The sequence below is a fragment of the Siculibacillus lacustris genome, assembly GCF_004328075.1.
In the GTDB taxonomy this organism is placed as follows: domain Bacteria; phylum Pseudomonadota; class Alphaproteobacteria; order Rhizobiales; family Ancalomicrobiaceae; genus Siculibacillus; species Siculibacillus lacustris.
Map to the genome: position 1 here is coordinate 20,829 of NZ_SJFN01000043.1, position 14,914 is coordinate 35,742.

13 protein-coding genes and 1 pseudogene are annotated in these 14,914 nt (G+C 68.5%); 7 read left to right on the plus strand and 7 right to left on the minus strand.

All coding sequences use genetic code 11. The features are described 5' to 3' along the window. Positions 1-58 precede the first annotated feature (58 nt). The 5 genes from EYW49_RS20230 to EYW49_RS20250 all read right to left on the minus strand — a co-directional run bounded on the left by EYW49_RS20230 (position 59) and on the right by EYW49_RS20250 (position 6,610). Complete coding sequence (locus tag EYW49_RS20230; protein WP_131311444.1) at positions 59-919, minus strand: hypothetical protein; 861 nt, start codon at positions 917-919, stop codon at positions 59-61. A gap of 49 nt (positions 920-968) precedes the next feature. Next, the gene (locus tag EYW49_RS20235; RefSeq protein WP_131311445.1) at positions 969-1,796 is read right to left on the minus strand and encodes a hypothetical protein; all 828 of its coding nucleotides are present in this window, start codon (positions 1,794-1,796) and stop codon (positions 969-971) included. A gap of 87 nt (positions 1,797-1,883) precedes the next feature. Then, positions 1,884-3,395 carry a hypothetical protein gene (locus EYW49_RS20240; RefSeq protein ID WP_131311446.1) on the minus strand — a complete coding sequence of 504 codons (1,512 nt, stop codon included), beginning with the start codon at positions 3,393-3,395 and terminating at the stop codon, positions 1,884-1,886. Between the two features lie 24 nt (positions 3,396-3,419). Next, positions 3,420-5,207 carry a flagellar hook-associated protein FlgK gene (flgK, locus tag EYW49_RS20245; RefSeq protein ID WP_131311447.1) on the minus strand — a complete coding sequence of 596 codons (1,788 nt, stop codon included), beginning with the start codon at positions 5,205-5,207 and terminating at the stop codon, positions 3,420-3,422. Positions 5,208-5,257: 50 nt separating this feature from the next. Further along, complete coding sequence (locus EYW49_RS20250; RefSeq protein ID WP_131311448.1) at positions 5,258-6,610, minus strand: flagellar hook protein FlgE; 1,353 nt, start codon at positions 6,608-6,610, stop codon at positions 5,258-5,260. 302 nt (positions 6,611-6,912) lie between these two features. Between EYW49_RS20250 and EYW49_RS20255 the strand changes: the two genes are divergently transcribed. Next, positions 6,913-7,758, plus strand: a complete 846-nt coding sequence (locus EYW49_RS20255) for an AAA family ATPase (protein ID WP_131311449.1) — start codon at positions 6,913-6,915, stop codon at positions 7,756-7,758. A gap of 32 nt (positions 7,759-7,790) precedes the next feature. Here EYW49_RS20255 and EYW49_RS23130 read toward each other — a convergent pair whose 3' ends face one another. Then, positions 7,791-7,928 (minus strand): hypothetical protein, encoded by a 138-nt coding sequence (locus EYW49_RS23130; RefSeq protein ID WP_165498353.1) that lies wholly within the window; start codon positions 7,926-7,928, stop codon positions 7,791-7,793. Between the two features lie 87 nt (positions 7,929-8,015). Between EYW49_RS23130 and EYW49_RS20260 the strand changes: the two genes are divergently transcribed. The 4 genes from EYW49_RS20260 (at position 8,016) to EYW49_RS20275 (ending at position 11,914) form a co-directional block, all read left to right on the plus strand. Further along, entirely contained in the window at positions 8,016-8,564 is a 549-nt protein-coding gene (locus EYW49_RS20260) for a SixA phosphatase family protein (RefSeq protein ID WP_131311450.1), read from the plus strand. Between the two features lie 154 nt (positions 8,565-8,718). After that, positions 8,719-10,269 carry a YcjX family GTP-binding protein gene (locus EYW49_RS20265; protein WP_323053001.1) on the plus strand — a complete coding sequence of 517 codons (1,551 nt, stop codon included), beginning with the start codon at positions 8,719-8,721 and terminating at the stop codon, positions 10,267-10,269. Then, on the plus strand, positions 10,266-11,327 hold the full coding sequence (locus tag EYW49_RS20270) for a YcjF family protein (protein ID WP_131311452.1): 1,062 nt from the start codon (positions 10,266-10,268) through the stop codon (positions 11,325-11,327). The genes EYW49_RS20265 and EYW49_RS20270 overlap by 4 nt, the downstream gene beginning before the upstream one ends. 143 nt (positions 11,328-11,470) lie before the next feature. After that, on the plus strand, positions 11,471-11,914 hold the full coding sequence (locus EYW49_RS20275; protein ID WP_131311453.1) for a universal stress protein: 444 nt from the start codon (positions 11,471-11,473) through the stop codon (positions 11,912-11,914). Between the two features lie 15 nt (positions 11,915-11,929). Here the strand turns inward: EYW49_RS20275 and EYW49_RS20280 are convergent, their stop codons facing one another. Then, positions 11,930-13,105, minus strand: a complete 1,176-nt coding sequence (locus tag EYW49_RS20280; RefSeq protein WP_131311454.1) for a vWA domain-containing protein — start codon at positions 13,103-13,105, stop codon at positions 11,930-11,932. Positions 13,106-13,278: 173 nt separating this feature from the next. On the opposite strand from EYW49_RS20280, the gene EYW49_RS20285 reads away from it, so the two are divergent. Both EYW49_RS20285 and EYW49_RS20290 read left to right on the plus strand, forming a co-directional pair. Next, the gene (locus tag EYW49_RS20285) at positions 13,279-14,649 is read left to right on the plus strand and encodes a methyl-accepting chemotaxis protein (RefSeq protein WP_131311455.1); all 1,371 of its coding nucleotides are present in this window, start codon (positions 13,279-13,281) and stop codon (positions 14,647-14,649) included. A gap of 120 nt (positions 14,650-14,769) precedes the next feature. Next, positions 14,770-14,914 (plus strand): annotated as a pseudogene (locus tag EYW49_RS20290) (IS256 family transposase); the annotation flags it as partial.

A 14,914-nucleotide genomic window follows, 5' to 3' on the forward strand; every position in this document is an offset into this window, starting at 1 on the left:
CCGCCTTTCGTTCGTTCCGCGGAAACGCCGCGCGCCGATCGCCACCGCGACCGGCCGATCAGGCCGCGCCGCCGGCCTTCAGACGCGCGCGGAACCAGTCCGCTCCGCCACCGTGGCGCGAGCGCTCCTTGATCACCAGATTGTTCGAGGCCTTGAGCCGCACGTCGAAGCGGCCGTAGTAGCGCGCCGATCCGGAATGGACGATCGCCTCGTCGACCGCCGCCCAGATCTCCCCGCCGAGTTCGCCCCAGCGCAGGCAGAAGGCGATGTCCTCGCTGACGAAGTAGCCGACCGAATTGACCACCGAATCGAAACATTGGAGCAGGCCGCCCTCGGCGAGGCCCCAGGCGCGGATCTGCGCCGCCGGCTCGGCGATCCACAGATCGGGCATGGCGTCGCGGATGCGCACCAGCACCTCCCGCTCGATCAGCATCACGCCGGTCCCCGACAGTCGCGTCCGCACGAAGCCGTCACGGACTTCGAGTTCGGTCACGCCGTCGGCGGCCTCGCCCCACACCACCTCGGCGCCGCAGACATAGGGCGCGGAAGTCAGCAGCGCCTGCAGAGACGTCCGCTGGGTCTGCTTCATCGCCACCCGCAGCACGTCGAAGTCGATCTTCTTCTCCGGATAGATCGACCCCACCACCGGCTTGCGGAAGGCCAGCATGCGGGCGATCAGCTTCGGCGAGAACGCCATGTCGGCATCGACGAACAGGAGATGCGTGAAACTCTCGTCGGCGAGCACCAGACTCGCCAGGATGTTGCGCGCCGTCGCCAGCACCGGCACGTCGATCAGCCGATGTTCGAAGGCGACGAAGGGAAACTGCCGGCCGAACGCCAGCACCGTCTGGGTCACCGATTCGTGGAAGCCGCGAAACACCTTGCCGCCATAGGCCGGTGTCGCGATCAGCACCTTCATCATCGCCGTCCCTCCCTCGCCCGCACGTCCCGCGTCTCCGCCGGCGCGCTCAGGCCTCGGCCTCGTCCGACGACGACACGATCTTCACCCGGGCATTGCCGATCGCCGAGAGCTTGGTCAGGTAGTGGCCGCAATAGTTGTCGGTGCCGGTGCGGATCACCACCTCGTCGACGTTGGCCCACAATTCGCCGCCGCAAGCCTCGATCCAGCGCCGCGAAAAGGCGACGTCGGAGCCGATCTGCGCCCCGTCGCTGCTGGCGATGGTGTTGAAACACTGCAGCAGGCCGCCCGATTTGACACCGCCCGCCCGCACCCACTCGGCCGGATCGGCGATCCACAACTCGGGCATCGCCGCGATCATCCGCTCGGTCGCGGCGCGGGAGATCATCAACAGCGCGGTGCCGAGCCGATTGACCCGCACGAAGCCGTCGACCACCTCGATCTCCGGCTTGCCGTCGGCGCCGGCCCGCCACACCAGGGCCTCGTCGCCGTGTTCGTAGCCGACCGCGGCAATCCGCGCCTGACCCGCCGCGGGCTGGCCTTCGACCGCCCGTCGGAAGGCCTCGAAGTCGATCGCCTTCTGCGGGCAGATCACCCCCACCACCGGCTGACTGAACGCCAGCATCTTCGCCACCAGACCCGGCCGGAAGGCCATGTCGGAATCGACGTAGAAGATGTGGGTGAGGCTCTCGTCCTCGATGAACTGGCTGATGAAGAAGTTGCGCGCCGTCGGCGGAAACGACATCGACTGCACCTGGACGGTGAACTCGATGTGCGGAAATTCCTTGTGGAAGAATTGGATCGTCTCGACGATCGATTCGTGGCAGCCGCTGTTGATCATCTCGCCGTAGGTCGGCACCGCGATCATGACCTTCACGTCGCAACTCCTCGGTTCTCGTCCGGGGCACCGGCCTTGGGCCGCCGACCTCGAACGAATCGCCGGCGTCCCGTCGACGCCGCCGCGTCAGAGATAGTTGGTCAGCGACAGTTTGTAGAGGATCGATGCCGCCTTGTAGCTCGCCTCGATCTGGGTCTGCAGGGTGGTGATCTGCACCGCCACCTGCGTGTCGTCGACCTGCATCGAGCTGTCGACCGACGTCTGATAGGTGTTGGTGGCGATCGACAGGCGGGTGCTGGCCAGCGACGCCGCCTTCTGCGACCCGGCGATCTCGGTCTCCAGCGACTGCAGCGTCTTGGCCCCGGTGGTGTTCATCAGCACCGGCTGGGTGCGCGTCACCGCCGATTGGTAGAGTGCCTTGGCGGTGTCGCTGCCGCTCGACACGTCGAGTGTCGACAACACCGCCATCTGCTTGATCTGATCGACGAAGGCCGTCTCGTTGGCGCGGGTGCCGTAATCGACGGTGAGATTGGTGTCGACCAGCGCCGAAGCATCGCTGCGCGGATTGGTCGAGTCGTTGGTGCCGGTGTACCAGAACACCGTGTCGGTCGGCGTGCCCGCGACCAGCGCCGTGGCGGTGTCGTAGGGCGGGCCGGAAACCCGCATCGGCGTCGCCCCGGAGGTGGTGTCGAAGAACTCGTTGGCCGCCTGCACCGCCGAGGCCGCCGTGGTGTCGGTGGCGACCACGGTCTTCAACTGGGTGTCGAGCGCAGCCTGGAGGTTGGTCGCAGTGTCGGCCGGTGTCGCGCCGATCGCGAAGGTCTTGCCGTCGGTGCTGCTCGCGGTGCCGGCGGTGAGCTTGATCGAGGTGGTGCTGCCGTCGGGCTGGGTCAGGGTCAGGGTGACCGCCTCGCCGGCAGTCGGCTGGCCGGTGAAGTCGACCGACAGGGAATGGGGCGCCGCGCCGCCGCTCGCCGCGGTGGCATCGGTGACCGTGGCGTTGGACAGGGTCGAGGTCACCCCGGCGAGCTTCACGCCGAAGGGATGAGCGCCGTCCTCGGCGAGATCGACCTTGGTACCGCTGACGCCATCGGTCAGTCGCCCGAGGCCGGAGGTGCCGGTGTCGGCGGCGAGCCGCTGGGCCGCCACCGTGACGTAGCCCGCGCGGGTGGTGTCGCCGTCGAGGATGGTCTTGCTCGGTTCGACCGGCGCCGAATCGGTCTTCTTGCCGCCGAACACGTAGAGGCCGCCATATTCGGTGTTGAGCGCCGAAATGTAGCCGTCGAGCGAGTTCTGGGCCATCACCTGGGCCGAGGTCTTGCCGTTCGAGGTCAGGTTGAACGAGTTGCCGTCGAGCGAGCCGGCGAGATTGCTCGACAGCTTGCTCATCCCCTCGATCGAGTTGGTCACCAGCTTCAGCCGCGTGTCGATGCCGTCGATGGTCGTCTGATAGGCGTCGTTCTCGGAGATCTTGCTCTGGAAGGCCAGCGTCAGCGACCGATCGGAAATGCCGGCATAGGTCTGCGACTTGAGCTTGGTCGTCTCCTGCAGCGTCAGGTCGGTCATCAGCTGGCGCTGGGAGACCAGGTGGCTGCCGAGCGAGCTGTTCAGGCCGGTATAGGCATAGGTGACGTCCATGATCGCGTCCTACGGGTCGAAGGCTCAGACACTCGTGAGCAAGGTGTTCAACATGTCCTTCAGAGTCGACAGGACCTGGGCATTGGCCGAATAGACGGCCTGGAGCTGAATCAGTTTGGCCAGTTCGGTGTCCGTCGAGACGGAGGACACAGAACTCATCGCCGACTGGAGGTTCTTCTGCACCACCGCCTGATTGGCGAGATCGGTGTCGGCGTTGGTCTTCTTCGACCCCCAATAGGACACCATCGAATCGGCGAAGCCGGTCAGCGTCTGGCTGGTGCCGGCGGTACCGTTGCCGAGGGTCATATAGTCGCTGGTGGTCTTGATCGCCGACAGGAGCTGGTTGGGTCGGGTGGTGTCGCTGGCCTCGGTGGTCCCCGAATATTTGACCAGCAACGACGGATCGGTCTTCACCGCCGCGTTGACGGTGAGCCGCGACGCCAGCCCGGTGAGCTGCGAGCCGGTGTCCCACGAGCCGGTGTAGGCCGAGGTGTTGTCGGTGAACAACGGCAGCGCCGCCGTTCCCGACTGCGTGGTGGTGGCGGTCGACGCCGCCGACACCCCGGTGACCTTGACCGAAGTGCCGTCGCCGAGCACCTGCAGCACGTTGCCGCTGGGGTTCGACACGGTGAAGGCCGAGCCGAGTGCGGTCTGGACCTGGGTCGCGACCGATGCCGCCCCCGCCGAGAAGTCGATACCGACCACCGAGTGGTCGCCGCCCGAAGCCGTGCCGGTCAGCGGCAGGACACTGGGATCGGTGACCTTGACGAAATCGACCGTCTTGGTCGCGCCGGTCGCCGTGTCGGTGTAGGTCAGCCGCGCCGTGTCGCCCGACTGCAACGACGAGAGATCGACCTCGTAACCGTTGAGCCCACCCCCGGACGCGGCGGTGCCGGTCGTGGTCGTGGTCGACATCGCCTTGGCGAGCGTCGCCGCGACCTGGTCGAGCTGGTTCTGCACCTGCGGCAGGGTATCGGTCTTGATCTGGTAGAGCGCCAGCAGCGACCCCGACGACAACAGCCCGAGCCCCAGCACGTCGGACGTGCCGTTGCCGTCGTTGGCGACGATCAGCGTGCCCTTGGTGTCCTGGGCGAACTGGGTCGCGCGGGTGCCGTCGACCAGCGTCAGCGCCGAGGTGGTCGACACCCGCATCGAGCCGTTGGTCTCTTGGTGGACCTGGACGTCCATATAGGTCGAGAGCTTGAGGACCGCCTTGTCGCGCTCGTCCTGGAGCCCGGTGACGTCGCGCCCCTGCGCCTGATAGGACACCACCTGAGCGTTGATCTTGCCGATCTGCTTGGTGAGATCGTTGACTGCCGAGACCGCGTCCTTGATGTCGCCGTCGACCGCCTTGGACAGATCGGTGACCGCCGAGGACATCGACTTCAGCGACTGGGTCACCGAGGTCGCCGAATTGACCACCGCGATCTGTGCGGCCGAATTGCTCGGCTGCGAGGCCAGCGTCTGGAGATCCGACGAGAGGGCGGCAATCGCCGTCGGGATGGTCGCGCCGCTCGATGTCGAGCCCATCAGCTGGTCGATCTGCCCGGTATAGGTCGCCTGCACGTCGAGGAACGAATTCGACGCGGTCGAGGAGATCAACTGGTCGTAGACCTCCTGATCGAAAGCCCGCGACACCGTCGTCTTGAAACCGACGGTGCCGCTGTCGGCGTAGATGTCGGCGATGTTCAGCCGCTTGGCGGTATAGCCGTCGGTGCTGGCATTGGCGATGTTGTTGGCCACCAGCGACGTGGCGTCCTGGGTGACCTTGAGGCCACTCGATGCCAGCGATACCGTCGAGGTGAGACCCATCGGAGAGATCCTCTACTACGCGGGACGGAGCGGGTGCGCCGTCACAGATCTCAGCGGATGATGTCGAGCACGTCCTGCATCATCGTATTGGCGGTCGACATCACCTTGCTGTTGGCCGAATAGGCCTTCTGGGTGACGATCATCTTGGAGAACTGATCGGTGATGTCGACGTTCGAGGCTTCGAGCGACGAACCCATCACCACGCCGGTGGTGTTGAGGAGCGGATTGCCCGAGGCCTTGGTCGCCACATAGGCGTTGCCCGAAACGGCCAACAATTCGGCATCGCCGTTGAACGAATAGATCCCGACCTTGTAGAGATCGATCGTCTTGCCGTTCGAATAGGTCGCGGTCACCACGCCGTCCGAGCTGACCGCGGCGCTGGTGAACTTGCCGCTGGCATAGCCGTTCTGGGTGATGTTGGTCTGACTGACCGTCGTGCCGCTGTTGTACTGGGTGAGGTTGGTGTCGTAGTTGAACCGCACGTTGCCCAGATTGTTGCCGTCGACGGTCAGCGAGGGGATCGTGATGTTGCTCGGCGCCGGCGTGGTGGTGGTCGGCGTCGAATCCGTGATGCTGGTCAGCGAACCGGCGCTGCTGAAGGTGAAGGTGGTGCCGGTCGAGGTCCATTTCGCGGTGGCACCGGTCGCCGTCGAGTCCGACTGGTAATAGAGGTTCCAGTTGTTGGCCGAGGTCTTGGCCCAACGCATCTGGACGTTGACCTCGTTGCCCTGCTGGTCGTAGGTCGTGACCGACCCGCCTTCCAAGGACTCCTTCAGGAAGGTGTCGTTGTCGCTGGCGGCGATGGTCGCCGGATAGCCCGAACTGGCCGGCAGATTGGCCACGTCGATGGTCGCCACGGAGGTGTCGGACGGCAGGTTGCCGACATAGTCGATCGACGACGTCGCCTTCGAACCGATCAGGCCGGTGCTGATCTTGATCGGCGAGGCGGTCGAGCCGACCGGGTTGCCGGTGCTCGCGTCGATCGGCAGACCCGACAGGTAGTAGCCCGAGGAGTTGACGAGGTAGCCCTCGGAACTCATCGTGAAATCACCCTGACGGGTATAGGCGTAGCCGTCCTTCAGCACCGTCTTGCCGTCCGACTCGCCGGCCTTGGACTGGACCTGGAAGTAGCCGTCGCCGCTGATCGCCATGTTGGTCGACACCGAGGTCGACGACACCGTGCCCTGTGCGGTGGTGGTGGTCACCGAGCGCGCCAGGGTCGAGCCGGAGTTCTGCATCGACGTACTGGCGCCGGCGCTGGTCAGCAGATCTTCGAAGGCGGTGTCGACCACCTTGTAACCGGTGGTCCCGGAGTTGGCGATGTTGCCCGAGATGTTCTGAAGTGCGTAGGCCTGGGCCTGAAGACCGCCCACCGCATTGGTCATTGCATCGAAGACACCCATGGTACACTCCCGAACAGACGGATGGATGGGGCACGACACCCCTTTCGGGAGTCCCTCCGCAAGCCGCGTGCCAGTGACTGACCATTGAAATCACTCGAATTTTTGAAACATCGGCCGGCCGCCCGCCGCTTCGACCGGGCAGTTTCGCCCGCGCCGGGAATTTTCTGCCGGGGCCCGACGCGGCCGGCGTCGCGCGTCCCGCCCTTCCCATCGCCGCCGCCGCCGATCATATTGCCCCCTCGCGCCACCCGGGACGAGCCGAGGCGGTTGGCGCCGTGCGTCCCTCGGCCACGCGAGGCGAGATGCGTTTCGAAGGCACCACCGACTACGTCGCCACCGACGATCTCCGGATCGCCGTCAATGCCGCGATCACCCTGGAGCGACCGCTCCTGGTCAAGGGCGAGCCCGGCACCGGCAAGACGGTGCTGGCCCGCGAGATCGCCGGCGCCCTCGGCGCGCCGCTGATCGAGTGGCACGTCAAGTCGACCACCAAGGCGCAGCAGGGCCTCTACGAATACGACGCCGTGTCGCGCCTGCGCGACGGCCAGATCGGCGACGAGCGGGTCCGCGACATCCGCAACTACATCAAGCGCGGCAAGCTGTGGGAGGCCTTCCTCGCCCCCGAGCGGCCGGTGCTGCTGATCGACGAGATCGACAAGGCCGACATCGAATTCCCCAACGATCTCCTCCTGGAGATCGACCGCATGGAGTTCCACGTCTACGAGACCGGCGAGACCATCCGCGCCGTCCGGCGCCCGGTGGTGATCATCACCTCGAACAACGAGAAGGAACTGCCCGACGCCTTCCTGCGCCGCTGTTTCTTCCACTACATCCGCTTCCCCGACCCCGACACCATGGCGGCGATCGTCGAGGTCCACTTCCCCGGCCTGAAGAAGCGCCTGCTCGAAGAAGCCCTGCGCATCTTCTTCACCGTCCGCGACGTGCCCGGCCTGAAGAAGAAGCCCTCGACCTCCGAACTGCTCGACTGGATCAAGCTGCTGCTCAACGAGGACGTCGACCCGGCGATCCTGGCCACCTCCGACCCGCGCAAGGTGATCCCGCCGCTCGCCGGCGCGCTCTTGAAGAACGAGCAGGACGTCCACCTGTTCGAGCGCCTCGCCTTCCTGTCGCGCCGCGACGGGCGGTGAGCGAAGGCGCGCGCCCCCCGGGAGCGCCGGCCTCACGGCGCCTTGCACACCGGCGTCTCGGCGGCGATCTTCTCGGCGCCGACCAACGGCACCAGATCGCCGTCGTCGATCCCGAAGCCTAGATCCCGCGTCCTCGGGTCGCGCCCCGCCGCCGGCAGGTCCGCCGACATGACGTCACTGTCATATGCATGTCATGGTAATATGTATGCGCACATGATATCGGCTCCGGACCCGAAACGACCGCGAGAAGGACCTCGATGCCGCGTCTCCTGTTGCTCCGACATGCCAAGTCCGCCTGGAAGAACGATGGAATCGAGGATTTCGACCGTCCCCTCGCCGCCCGCGGCCGGACCGATGCGCCGCTGGTCGGCGCCCATCTCGCCGAACACGGACTGACCCCGCAGAAGATCCTGTGTTCGTCGGCGCGCCGCTGTCGCGAGACCCTGCACGCCCTGCTGCCGCATTTCGTCGACGACCTCGACATCCGCGTCACCCGCGAGCTCTACCTCGCCGACGAGGATCGCACCATCGACCAGATCCGCGCCCACGGCGCCCTGGCCCGCACCCTGATGGTGATCGCCCACAATCCCGGTCTCGAAGAGGCCGCGGTGGCGCTGGCCGGCTCGGCGAGCCCGCTGTTCCTCGAGGACCTCGAGACCAAGTTCCCGACCGCCGGTCTGGCGGTGATCGACTTCCCGGCGGTGAAGTGGGTCGACATCGAGCCGAAGTCCGGGCGTCTGGTCGCCTTCCTGCGCCCCCGCACCCTCCATCTCGCCCGCGAGCCCTACGACATCCTCGACGAATGACGCCGACGCCTTGGCGCCGCCGCCCGCACCGCCTACATGAGGAGCCAACCCGCTCCAGGAGGCGCCGGCGCCGCTCATGACCTCCCCGTCCCCGCCGGTGCAGTCGTTCACCGACCAGGCCCGCACCACCCTCGCCAATCTCGGCGACTTCGCCATGGGTCTGGCCACCCCGACCCTGCGCCTCGGCGTCACCGGTCTGTCGCGCGCCGGCAAGACGGTGTTCATCACCGCGCTGGTCCACAATCTGGTCAACGGCGGCCGCCTGCCGCTGTTCGAGCCGGTCGCCCGCGGCCGCCTCGCCCGCGCCACGCTGGAGCCCCAGCCCGACGATGCGGTGCCGCGCTTCGAGCTCGAGGCCCATGTCGCGACCCTGGTCGACGATCGCCTGTGGCCGGCCTCGACCCGCGCCGTGTCGGAGTTGCGCCTGACCCTGGAGTTCGAGAGCGCCTCGTTCTTCGCCCGCGCCTTCGGCCGCGGCCGGCTCCACCTCGACATCGTCGACTATCCCGGCGAATGGCTGCTCGACCTGCCGCTGCTCGGCAAGTCCTACGCCGAGTGGTCGGCCGAGACGCTGGCCCGCACTACCCACGCCGCGGTCGCCCGCGCCTGGCGCGCCGCCACCGCCGAGGTCGCACCGGACGGGCCCGAGGACGAGACCGTCGCCCGCCGCCTCGCCGCCCTCTTCACCGAACATCTCGCCGCCGCCCGCGCCGACGAACACGCGCTGTCGACCCTGCCGCCCGGGCGCTTCCTGATGCCCGGCGACCTCGCCGGATCGCCGGCCCTGACCTTCGCGCCGCTCGACCTCGGCGGCCGCCCGGTGGCGCCGCGCTCGCTCGCGGCGATGATGGAGCGCCGCTACGAGGCCTACAAGGACGTGGTGGTGCGGCCGTTCTTCCGCGACCACTTCGCCCGCCTCGATCGCCAGATCGTGCTGGTCGACGCCCTGCCGGCGCTCAACGCCGGACCCGCCGCGGTCGCCGATCTGCGCGAGGCGCTGACCGGCATCCTCGCCTGCTTCCGCCCGGGCCGCACCTCGTGGCTCGCCTCGATCCTGACCCGCCGCATCGACCGCATCGTCTTCGCCGCGACCAAGGCCGACCACCTCCACCGCTCGTCCCACGACCGCCTGGAGAGCATCCTGCGCCGGCTGGTCGGCGACGCCATCGAGCGCGCCGCCTTCGCCGGTGCCGAGATCGACGTGGTGGCGATGGCCGCCGTCCGCGCCACCCGCGAGGCGATCGTCGAGCACGACGGCGAGCGCCTGCCGGCGATCCTCGGCCGCCCCCTGCCCGGCGAACGCCTGGACGGCGAAGCGCTCGATCCCGACGCCGAATTCGCGTTGTTTCCCGGCGACTTGCCGGAAGATCCGGACTCGCTCTTCGAGCGACCGGATTCGTCGGGTGAAGTTCACCCTGAATCGCCGCGTGAAGAGCTTGAATCGATCTCTCGAGACGCTTCCGCCGCCCGCTCCGCGAAGGCCGAAAGCGATTCCCGATCAGCGACTTCGGCGCGCGGTTCGGAATCGTCGCGCGACCTCCGCGCCGAGGCCCGCGCCGCCCGTGGCGCCGCCTCGCCCGATCTCGCCTTCGTGCGCTTCCGCCCGCCCCATCTCGAGCGCACCGCCGAGGGCCTGACCCTGTCGCTGCCCCACATCCGCCTCGACCGCACCCTGCAGTTCCTGCTCGGAGACAAGCTGGCATGACCGAGCGCCCGCGCCGGCCGCGCGCCTTCCGCATCGACGGATCCGACGTGGTGATCGCCGAACCCGGCTCCGACCATGCCCATCCCGGCGCCCGCACCGTCGTCCGGCCGGCCGCCGAGCCGCAGCCCGATCCTGCCGGCGCCGCCCTCGCCGCGGTCGCCGAACCGACCCGCCGCCGCCTGATCTCATGGCGCGGCGTGCTCGCCGCCGGGGTCGGCGGCCTCGTCTCGCTGGCCCTCGGCCTCGCCGTCGACCGGCTGATTTCGGAGGCCTGGGCGCGCGCCGAATGGCTCGGCTGGGTCGGCGTCGCCTGCCTCGCCCTCGCCCTCCTCGCGCTCCTCGCCATCGTCGTGCGCGAGGTCGGGGGCCTCCGGCGCCTCGCCCGGGTCGAGCACCTGCGCCTCGCCGTCGCCGCCGCCCACCTCTCGGATGATCGCCGCGCCGCCCCACCGCTGATCGCCGACCTCGCCGCCCTCTACGCCGACCGCCCCGACCTCGCCCGGGCCCGCGCCGCCCTCGCCGGGCATGCCGCCGAGGTGATCGACGGCCGCGATCTCCTGGCGCTCGCCGAGCGCGAATTGATGAGCCCGCTCGACGCCGCCGCCCGCATCCTGGTGTTGGAGGCCGGCAAGCGGGTCTCGGTGGTCACCGCGATTTCCCCGCGGGCGATCGTCGACATCGCCTATGTCGCCTGGGAGAACCTGCGCCTGATGCGCCGCCTCGCCGAGCTCTACGGCGGCCGCCCCGGCACCCTCGGCTTCCTGTCGCTGGTCGGCAGGATCTTCACCCATCTCGGGGTCACCGGCGGCATGGCGCTCGGCGACACGCTGGTCCAGCAACTGGTCGGCCAGGGCCTCGCCGCCCGCCTCTCGGCCCGCCTCGGCGAAGGCGTGGTCAACGGCCTCTTGACCGCCCGCCTCGGGCTCGCCGCCCTCGACCTCGTCCGGCCGATGCCCTGGACCGCCCTGCCCCGCCCCTCGCTCGGCGACATGATGGGCGAGCTCACCCGCCCGACCGCGCCGCTCGGCCCCCGCCCCGACGCCGCGCCGCCGACCTGAGCGACGCGCCGCTTCGTCGCCCCGCGAGGCTCTTGCCGCGGCGCTCCCGATCGGCGAGGCTGAGGGTTCGTCGCCCGCCGGGCGGCGCGACGGCCGGGATCGCGCGGGGAGGCGCGCCGGCCGGGCGAGCGCGAGGGGGAGCCATGTTCAAGAAGATCATCGTGCCGGTCGATCCCAACGAGGTCGAGTTCGCCGAGTCGGCGCTGGCCGCCGCCGCCGAACTGGCCCGGCCCTCGGGCGCCGAGATCCGCCTCGTCGCGGTGATGCCGACCCTCAACGGCTATGTCGCCGAGCTGCTGCCCGCCGACTACTCGGTGGCGCTCGGCCGCGAGACCGACGCCCGCATCCATGCCGTCGCCGCCAAGGCCGGCCTCGCCCCGACCGGCTACACCCTGTCGCTGCGCACCGGCTCGGTCTACCACGAGGTCATCGACGAAGCGGTCGAGACCGGCGCCGACGTCATCGTCGTCACCTCCCATCGCCCGGCGATGAAGACCTATCTGCTCGGCTCCAACGCCGCCAAGATCGTCCGCCACGCCCCGTGCTCGGTGCTGGTGATGCGCGATCCGGCCCCGCCCGCGGCGTGACCGGCGGGCGGCCGCTCACCGCGCCAGTTCGCGCGCCGCCCGGTCGAGCCCTTCCAGCGTCAGCGGATACATCCGCCCGGCCATCGCCCGGCGCACCATCTCGATCGACGGGGTGAAGCGCCAGGCGGTCTCGGGCACCGGGTTGAGCCACGCCGCCTTGGGGTGGACGGTGGTCATGCGGTCGAGCCACACCGCGCCGGCCTCCTCGTTCCAGTGCTCGACCGACCCGCCGGGCATCGTCAGCTCGTAGGGGCTCATGGTCGCATCGCCGACGAAGATCACCTTGTAGTCCGACGGATATTTGTGGAGCAGCGAGAAGGTCTCGATCGTCTCCGAGTGGCGGCGGTCGTTGCGCTTCCACACCCGGTCGTAGAGACAGTTGTGGAAATAGAACCACTCCATGGTCTTGAACTCGCCGCGCACCGCCGCGAACAGCTCCTCGCAGACCCGCACGTGGTCGTCCATCGAACCGCCGATGTCGAAGAATACCAGGAGCTTGACCGCGTTGCGCCGCTCGGGCCGCATCTGCACGTCGAGGAAGCCGTGCGCCGCGGTCGCCTTGACGGTGCCGTCGAGGTCGAGCTCGTCGGCCGCGCCCTGGCGGGCGAAGCGGCGCAGGCGCTTCAGGGCGACCTTGATGTTGCGTGTTCCGAGCTCCGCCGAGCCGTCGAGATCGCGGAATTCGCGCTTGTCCCAGACCTTGACCGCCCGCCGGTGGCGGCTCTGGTCCTGGCCGATCCGCACCCCTTCCGGGTTGTAGCCGTAGGCGCCGAAGGGCGAGGTGCCGGCCGTACCGATCCACTTGTTGCCGCCCTGATGGCGCTTCTTCTGCTCGGCGAGGCGTTCCTTGAGCGTCTCCATCAGCTTCTCGAAGCCGCCGAGCGCCTGGATCTTGGCCTTCTCCTCCTCCGACAGGAAGCGTTCGGCGAGCTTGGCCAGCCATTCCGCCGGCAATTCGGTGGGCGCGGCCTCGCCGAGCCCGACGATTCCCTTGAACACCCGGCCGAACACCTGATCGAAGCGATCGAGGTGCCTTTCGTCTTTGACCAGGCAGACCCGGGCGAGATGGTAGAAGTCGTCGACCTGCTTTTCCGCCAGATCCGCCTCCAGCGCCTCCATCAGAGTGAGGTACTCGCGCACCGACACCGGCACCCCGGCCGACTTCAGTTCGGTGAAGAAGGTGATGAACATGGCGGCTCCGTTGCGTGGCGGCGGGGCCGATTGTCGGGGCTCCCGCCCGCCGCGGCAAGGGCGTACGAGACTGCCGCCGGTTGGAAAGCCGTCTCCCGGGGCTTCCGCAGAGTTCTTAACGACGCGTCAACCAAGATCGTCGATGGTCGCCGCGGAGCTCGGGAGGAAATCGAATGTCGTTGTTTCGCAAGCGTGAAGAGATCGTGCAGCCGGTCGCGTTCGACCGCGCGGACACCTTGCGGACCACCGAGGTGGTCACGGTCCTCGCCGCCGTCGCCGCGCGCCGCCCCTTGCCCGATCTCTCCAGCCTGCCGCCGATGTTCGCCGAAACGATCCGCGCCCTCGACGCCGCCCTCGGCGAGCGCGACCGCTCGAGCCTCGAGGCCGCCGTCGCCTATTCGATGAAGGCGAGCGAGGCGATGGCCGCCTCCGCCCGGATCACCGGCGAAGTCCGCGAGACCGCGGCTCGCGCCGGGACCATGGCCGCCGGCACCGAGGAACTGACCGCGACGATCCGCCAGATCACCGCGGGCAGCGACGAAGTCGCCCGCGCCATGGACACCGCCAACCGCGCCATGACCGGCGGCGTCGAAGCGGCCGCCGGGGCGGCGGACTCCAGCCGGACGATCGGCACCTCCTTCGCCCGCATGAATACCGCCGCCGAGGAACTCTCTGCCGCCGCCGGCCAGATCGGCACCTTCGTCGGCACCATCGAGGCTCTGGCGCAGCAGACCAATCTCCTCGCCCTCAACGCCACCATCGAAGCCGCCCGGGCCGGCGACGCGGGCCGCGGCTTCGCGGTCGTCGCCTCGGAAGTGAAGCTCCTGTCGGGCCAGACCCAGAAGGCGACCGAAGACATCCGCGCCCGCATCGCCCGTCTCGGCAGCCACGTCGGCGAACTCGCCGAGAGCGTCGCCGCCGTCCGCTCCCTGGTCGACGTCAGCGCCGAACGCAGCGACGCCGCCCGCGCCGCCATCGAAGAGGTGCGCGGGCTGGTCGCCGAGAGCGCCGGACGCATGACCGAGATCGCCGGGACCCTGCAGGAACAGGCCGCTGCCGTCGATCAGGTCGCCGAAGGCGTCCAGGCGATCTCCGACCACGCCAACGACGCCGCCGAGCACATCCAGGACGTCAACCGGTCGATCGCCGGCTGCGAGGCGATGATCGATCGGCAGTTCGGCGAGATCGAACGCGCCGGCATGCCGGACTACGTCCTGCACCGCGCCAAGTCCGATCACTTCATCTGGAAGAAGCGCCTGTCCGAAGTGATCGCCGGGATCGTCGTGCTGAAGCCGAGCGACCTCACCGACCACCACGATTGCCGCCTCGGCAAATGGTACGAGAAGGTCGCCGATGCGAGCCTGACCGGCCACCCGGCCTTCGCCGCACTGATGGCGCCCCATCGATCGGTGCACGAGAGCGGCAAGCAGGTCGCGACCTGCATCGCCGCCGGCGACCGCCGCGGCGCGCTCGAAGCCTATGCCGCGATGGACCGCGCCTCCGCCGAAGTCGTCGCCTGCCTCGACCGACTGATCGCCCGCTGAAGCCGCAGCGGCCGGCGCGGTCGTGTCCCATGAAGTGGTGTAGCTGACGAGAACGGTGGTCATCGGCGGTGCGGCGGTATGGTCGGAGTTGCGAGAACCAACCCGACCGAGGAGCCACCGATGACCGACATGATGATGAGCCTACGGACGCTCGTGGAGAAGAGCGCCGACGCCGATGTTTTGCGCGAGATGATCGGCTTCGCCGCGGAGCGCCTGATGGAGCTGGAGATCGGCGCCCACACCGGTGCCGAATGGGGCGAGAAGA

Excerpts from the sequence above, each read along its gene's own strand:
- EYW49_RS20250 (WP_131311448.1), bottom strand. The coding sequence starts at position 6,610 with ATGGGTGTCTTCGATGCAATGACCAATGCGGTGGGCGGTCTTCAGGCC.
- EYW49_RS20270 (WP_131311452.1), top strand. The coding sequence starts at position 10,266 with ATGACCGAGCGCCCGCGCCGGCCGCGCGCCTTCCGCATCGACGGATCC.
- EYW49_RS20275 (WP_131311453.1), top strand. The coding sequence starts at position 11,471 with ATGTTCAAGAAGATCATCGTGCCGGTCGATCCCAACGAGGTCGAGTTC.
- flgK (WP_131311447.1), bottom strand. The coding sequence starts at position 5,207 with ATGGGTCTCACCTCGACGGTATCGCTGGCATCGAGTGGCCTCAAGGTC.
- EYW49_RS20255 (WP_131311449.1), top strand. The coding sequence starts at position 6,913 with ATGCGTTTCGAAGGCACCACCGACTACGTCGCCACCGACGATCTCCGG.
- EYW49_RS20260 (WP_131311450.1), top strand. The coding sequence starts at position 8,016 with ATGCCGCGTCTCCTGTTGCTCCGACATGCCAAGTCCGCCTGGAAGAAC.
- EYW49_RS20265 (WP_323053001.1), top strand. The coding sequence starts at position 8,719 with ATGGGTCTGGCCACCCCGACCCTGCGCCTCGGCGTCACCGGTCTGTCG.
- EYW49_RS20285 (WP_131311455.1), top strand. The coding sequence starts at position 13,279 with ATGTCGTTGTTTCGCAAGCGTGAAGAGATCGTGCAGCCGGTCGCGTTC.
- EYW49_RS23130 (WP_165498353.1), bottom strand. The coding sequence starts at position 7,928 with ATGTCGGCGGACCTGCCGGCGGCGGGGCGCGACCCGAGGACGCGGGAT.
- EYW49_RS20240 (WP_131311446.1), bottom strand. The coding sequence starts at position 3,395 with ATGGACGTCACCTATGCCTATACCGGCCTGAACAGCTCGCTCGGCAGC.
- EYW49_RS20230 (WP_131311444.1), bottom strand. The coding sequence starts at position 919 with ATGAAGGTGCTGATCGCGACACCGGCCTATGGCGGCAAGGTGTTTCGC.
- EYW49_RS20280 (WP_131311454.1), bottom strand. The coding sequence starts at position 13,105 with ATGTTCATCACCTTCTTCACCGAACTGAAGTCGGCCGGGGTGCCGGTG.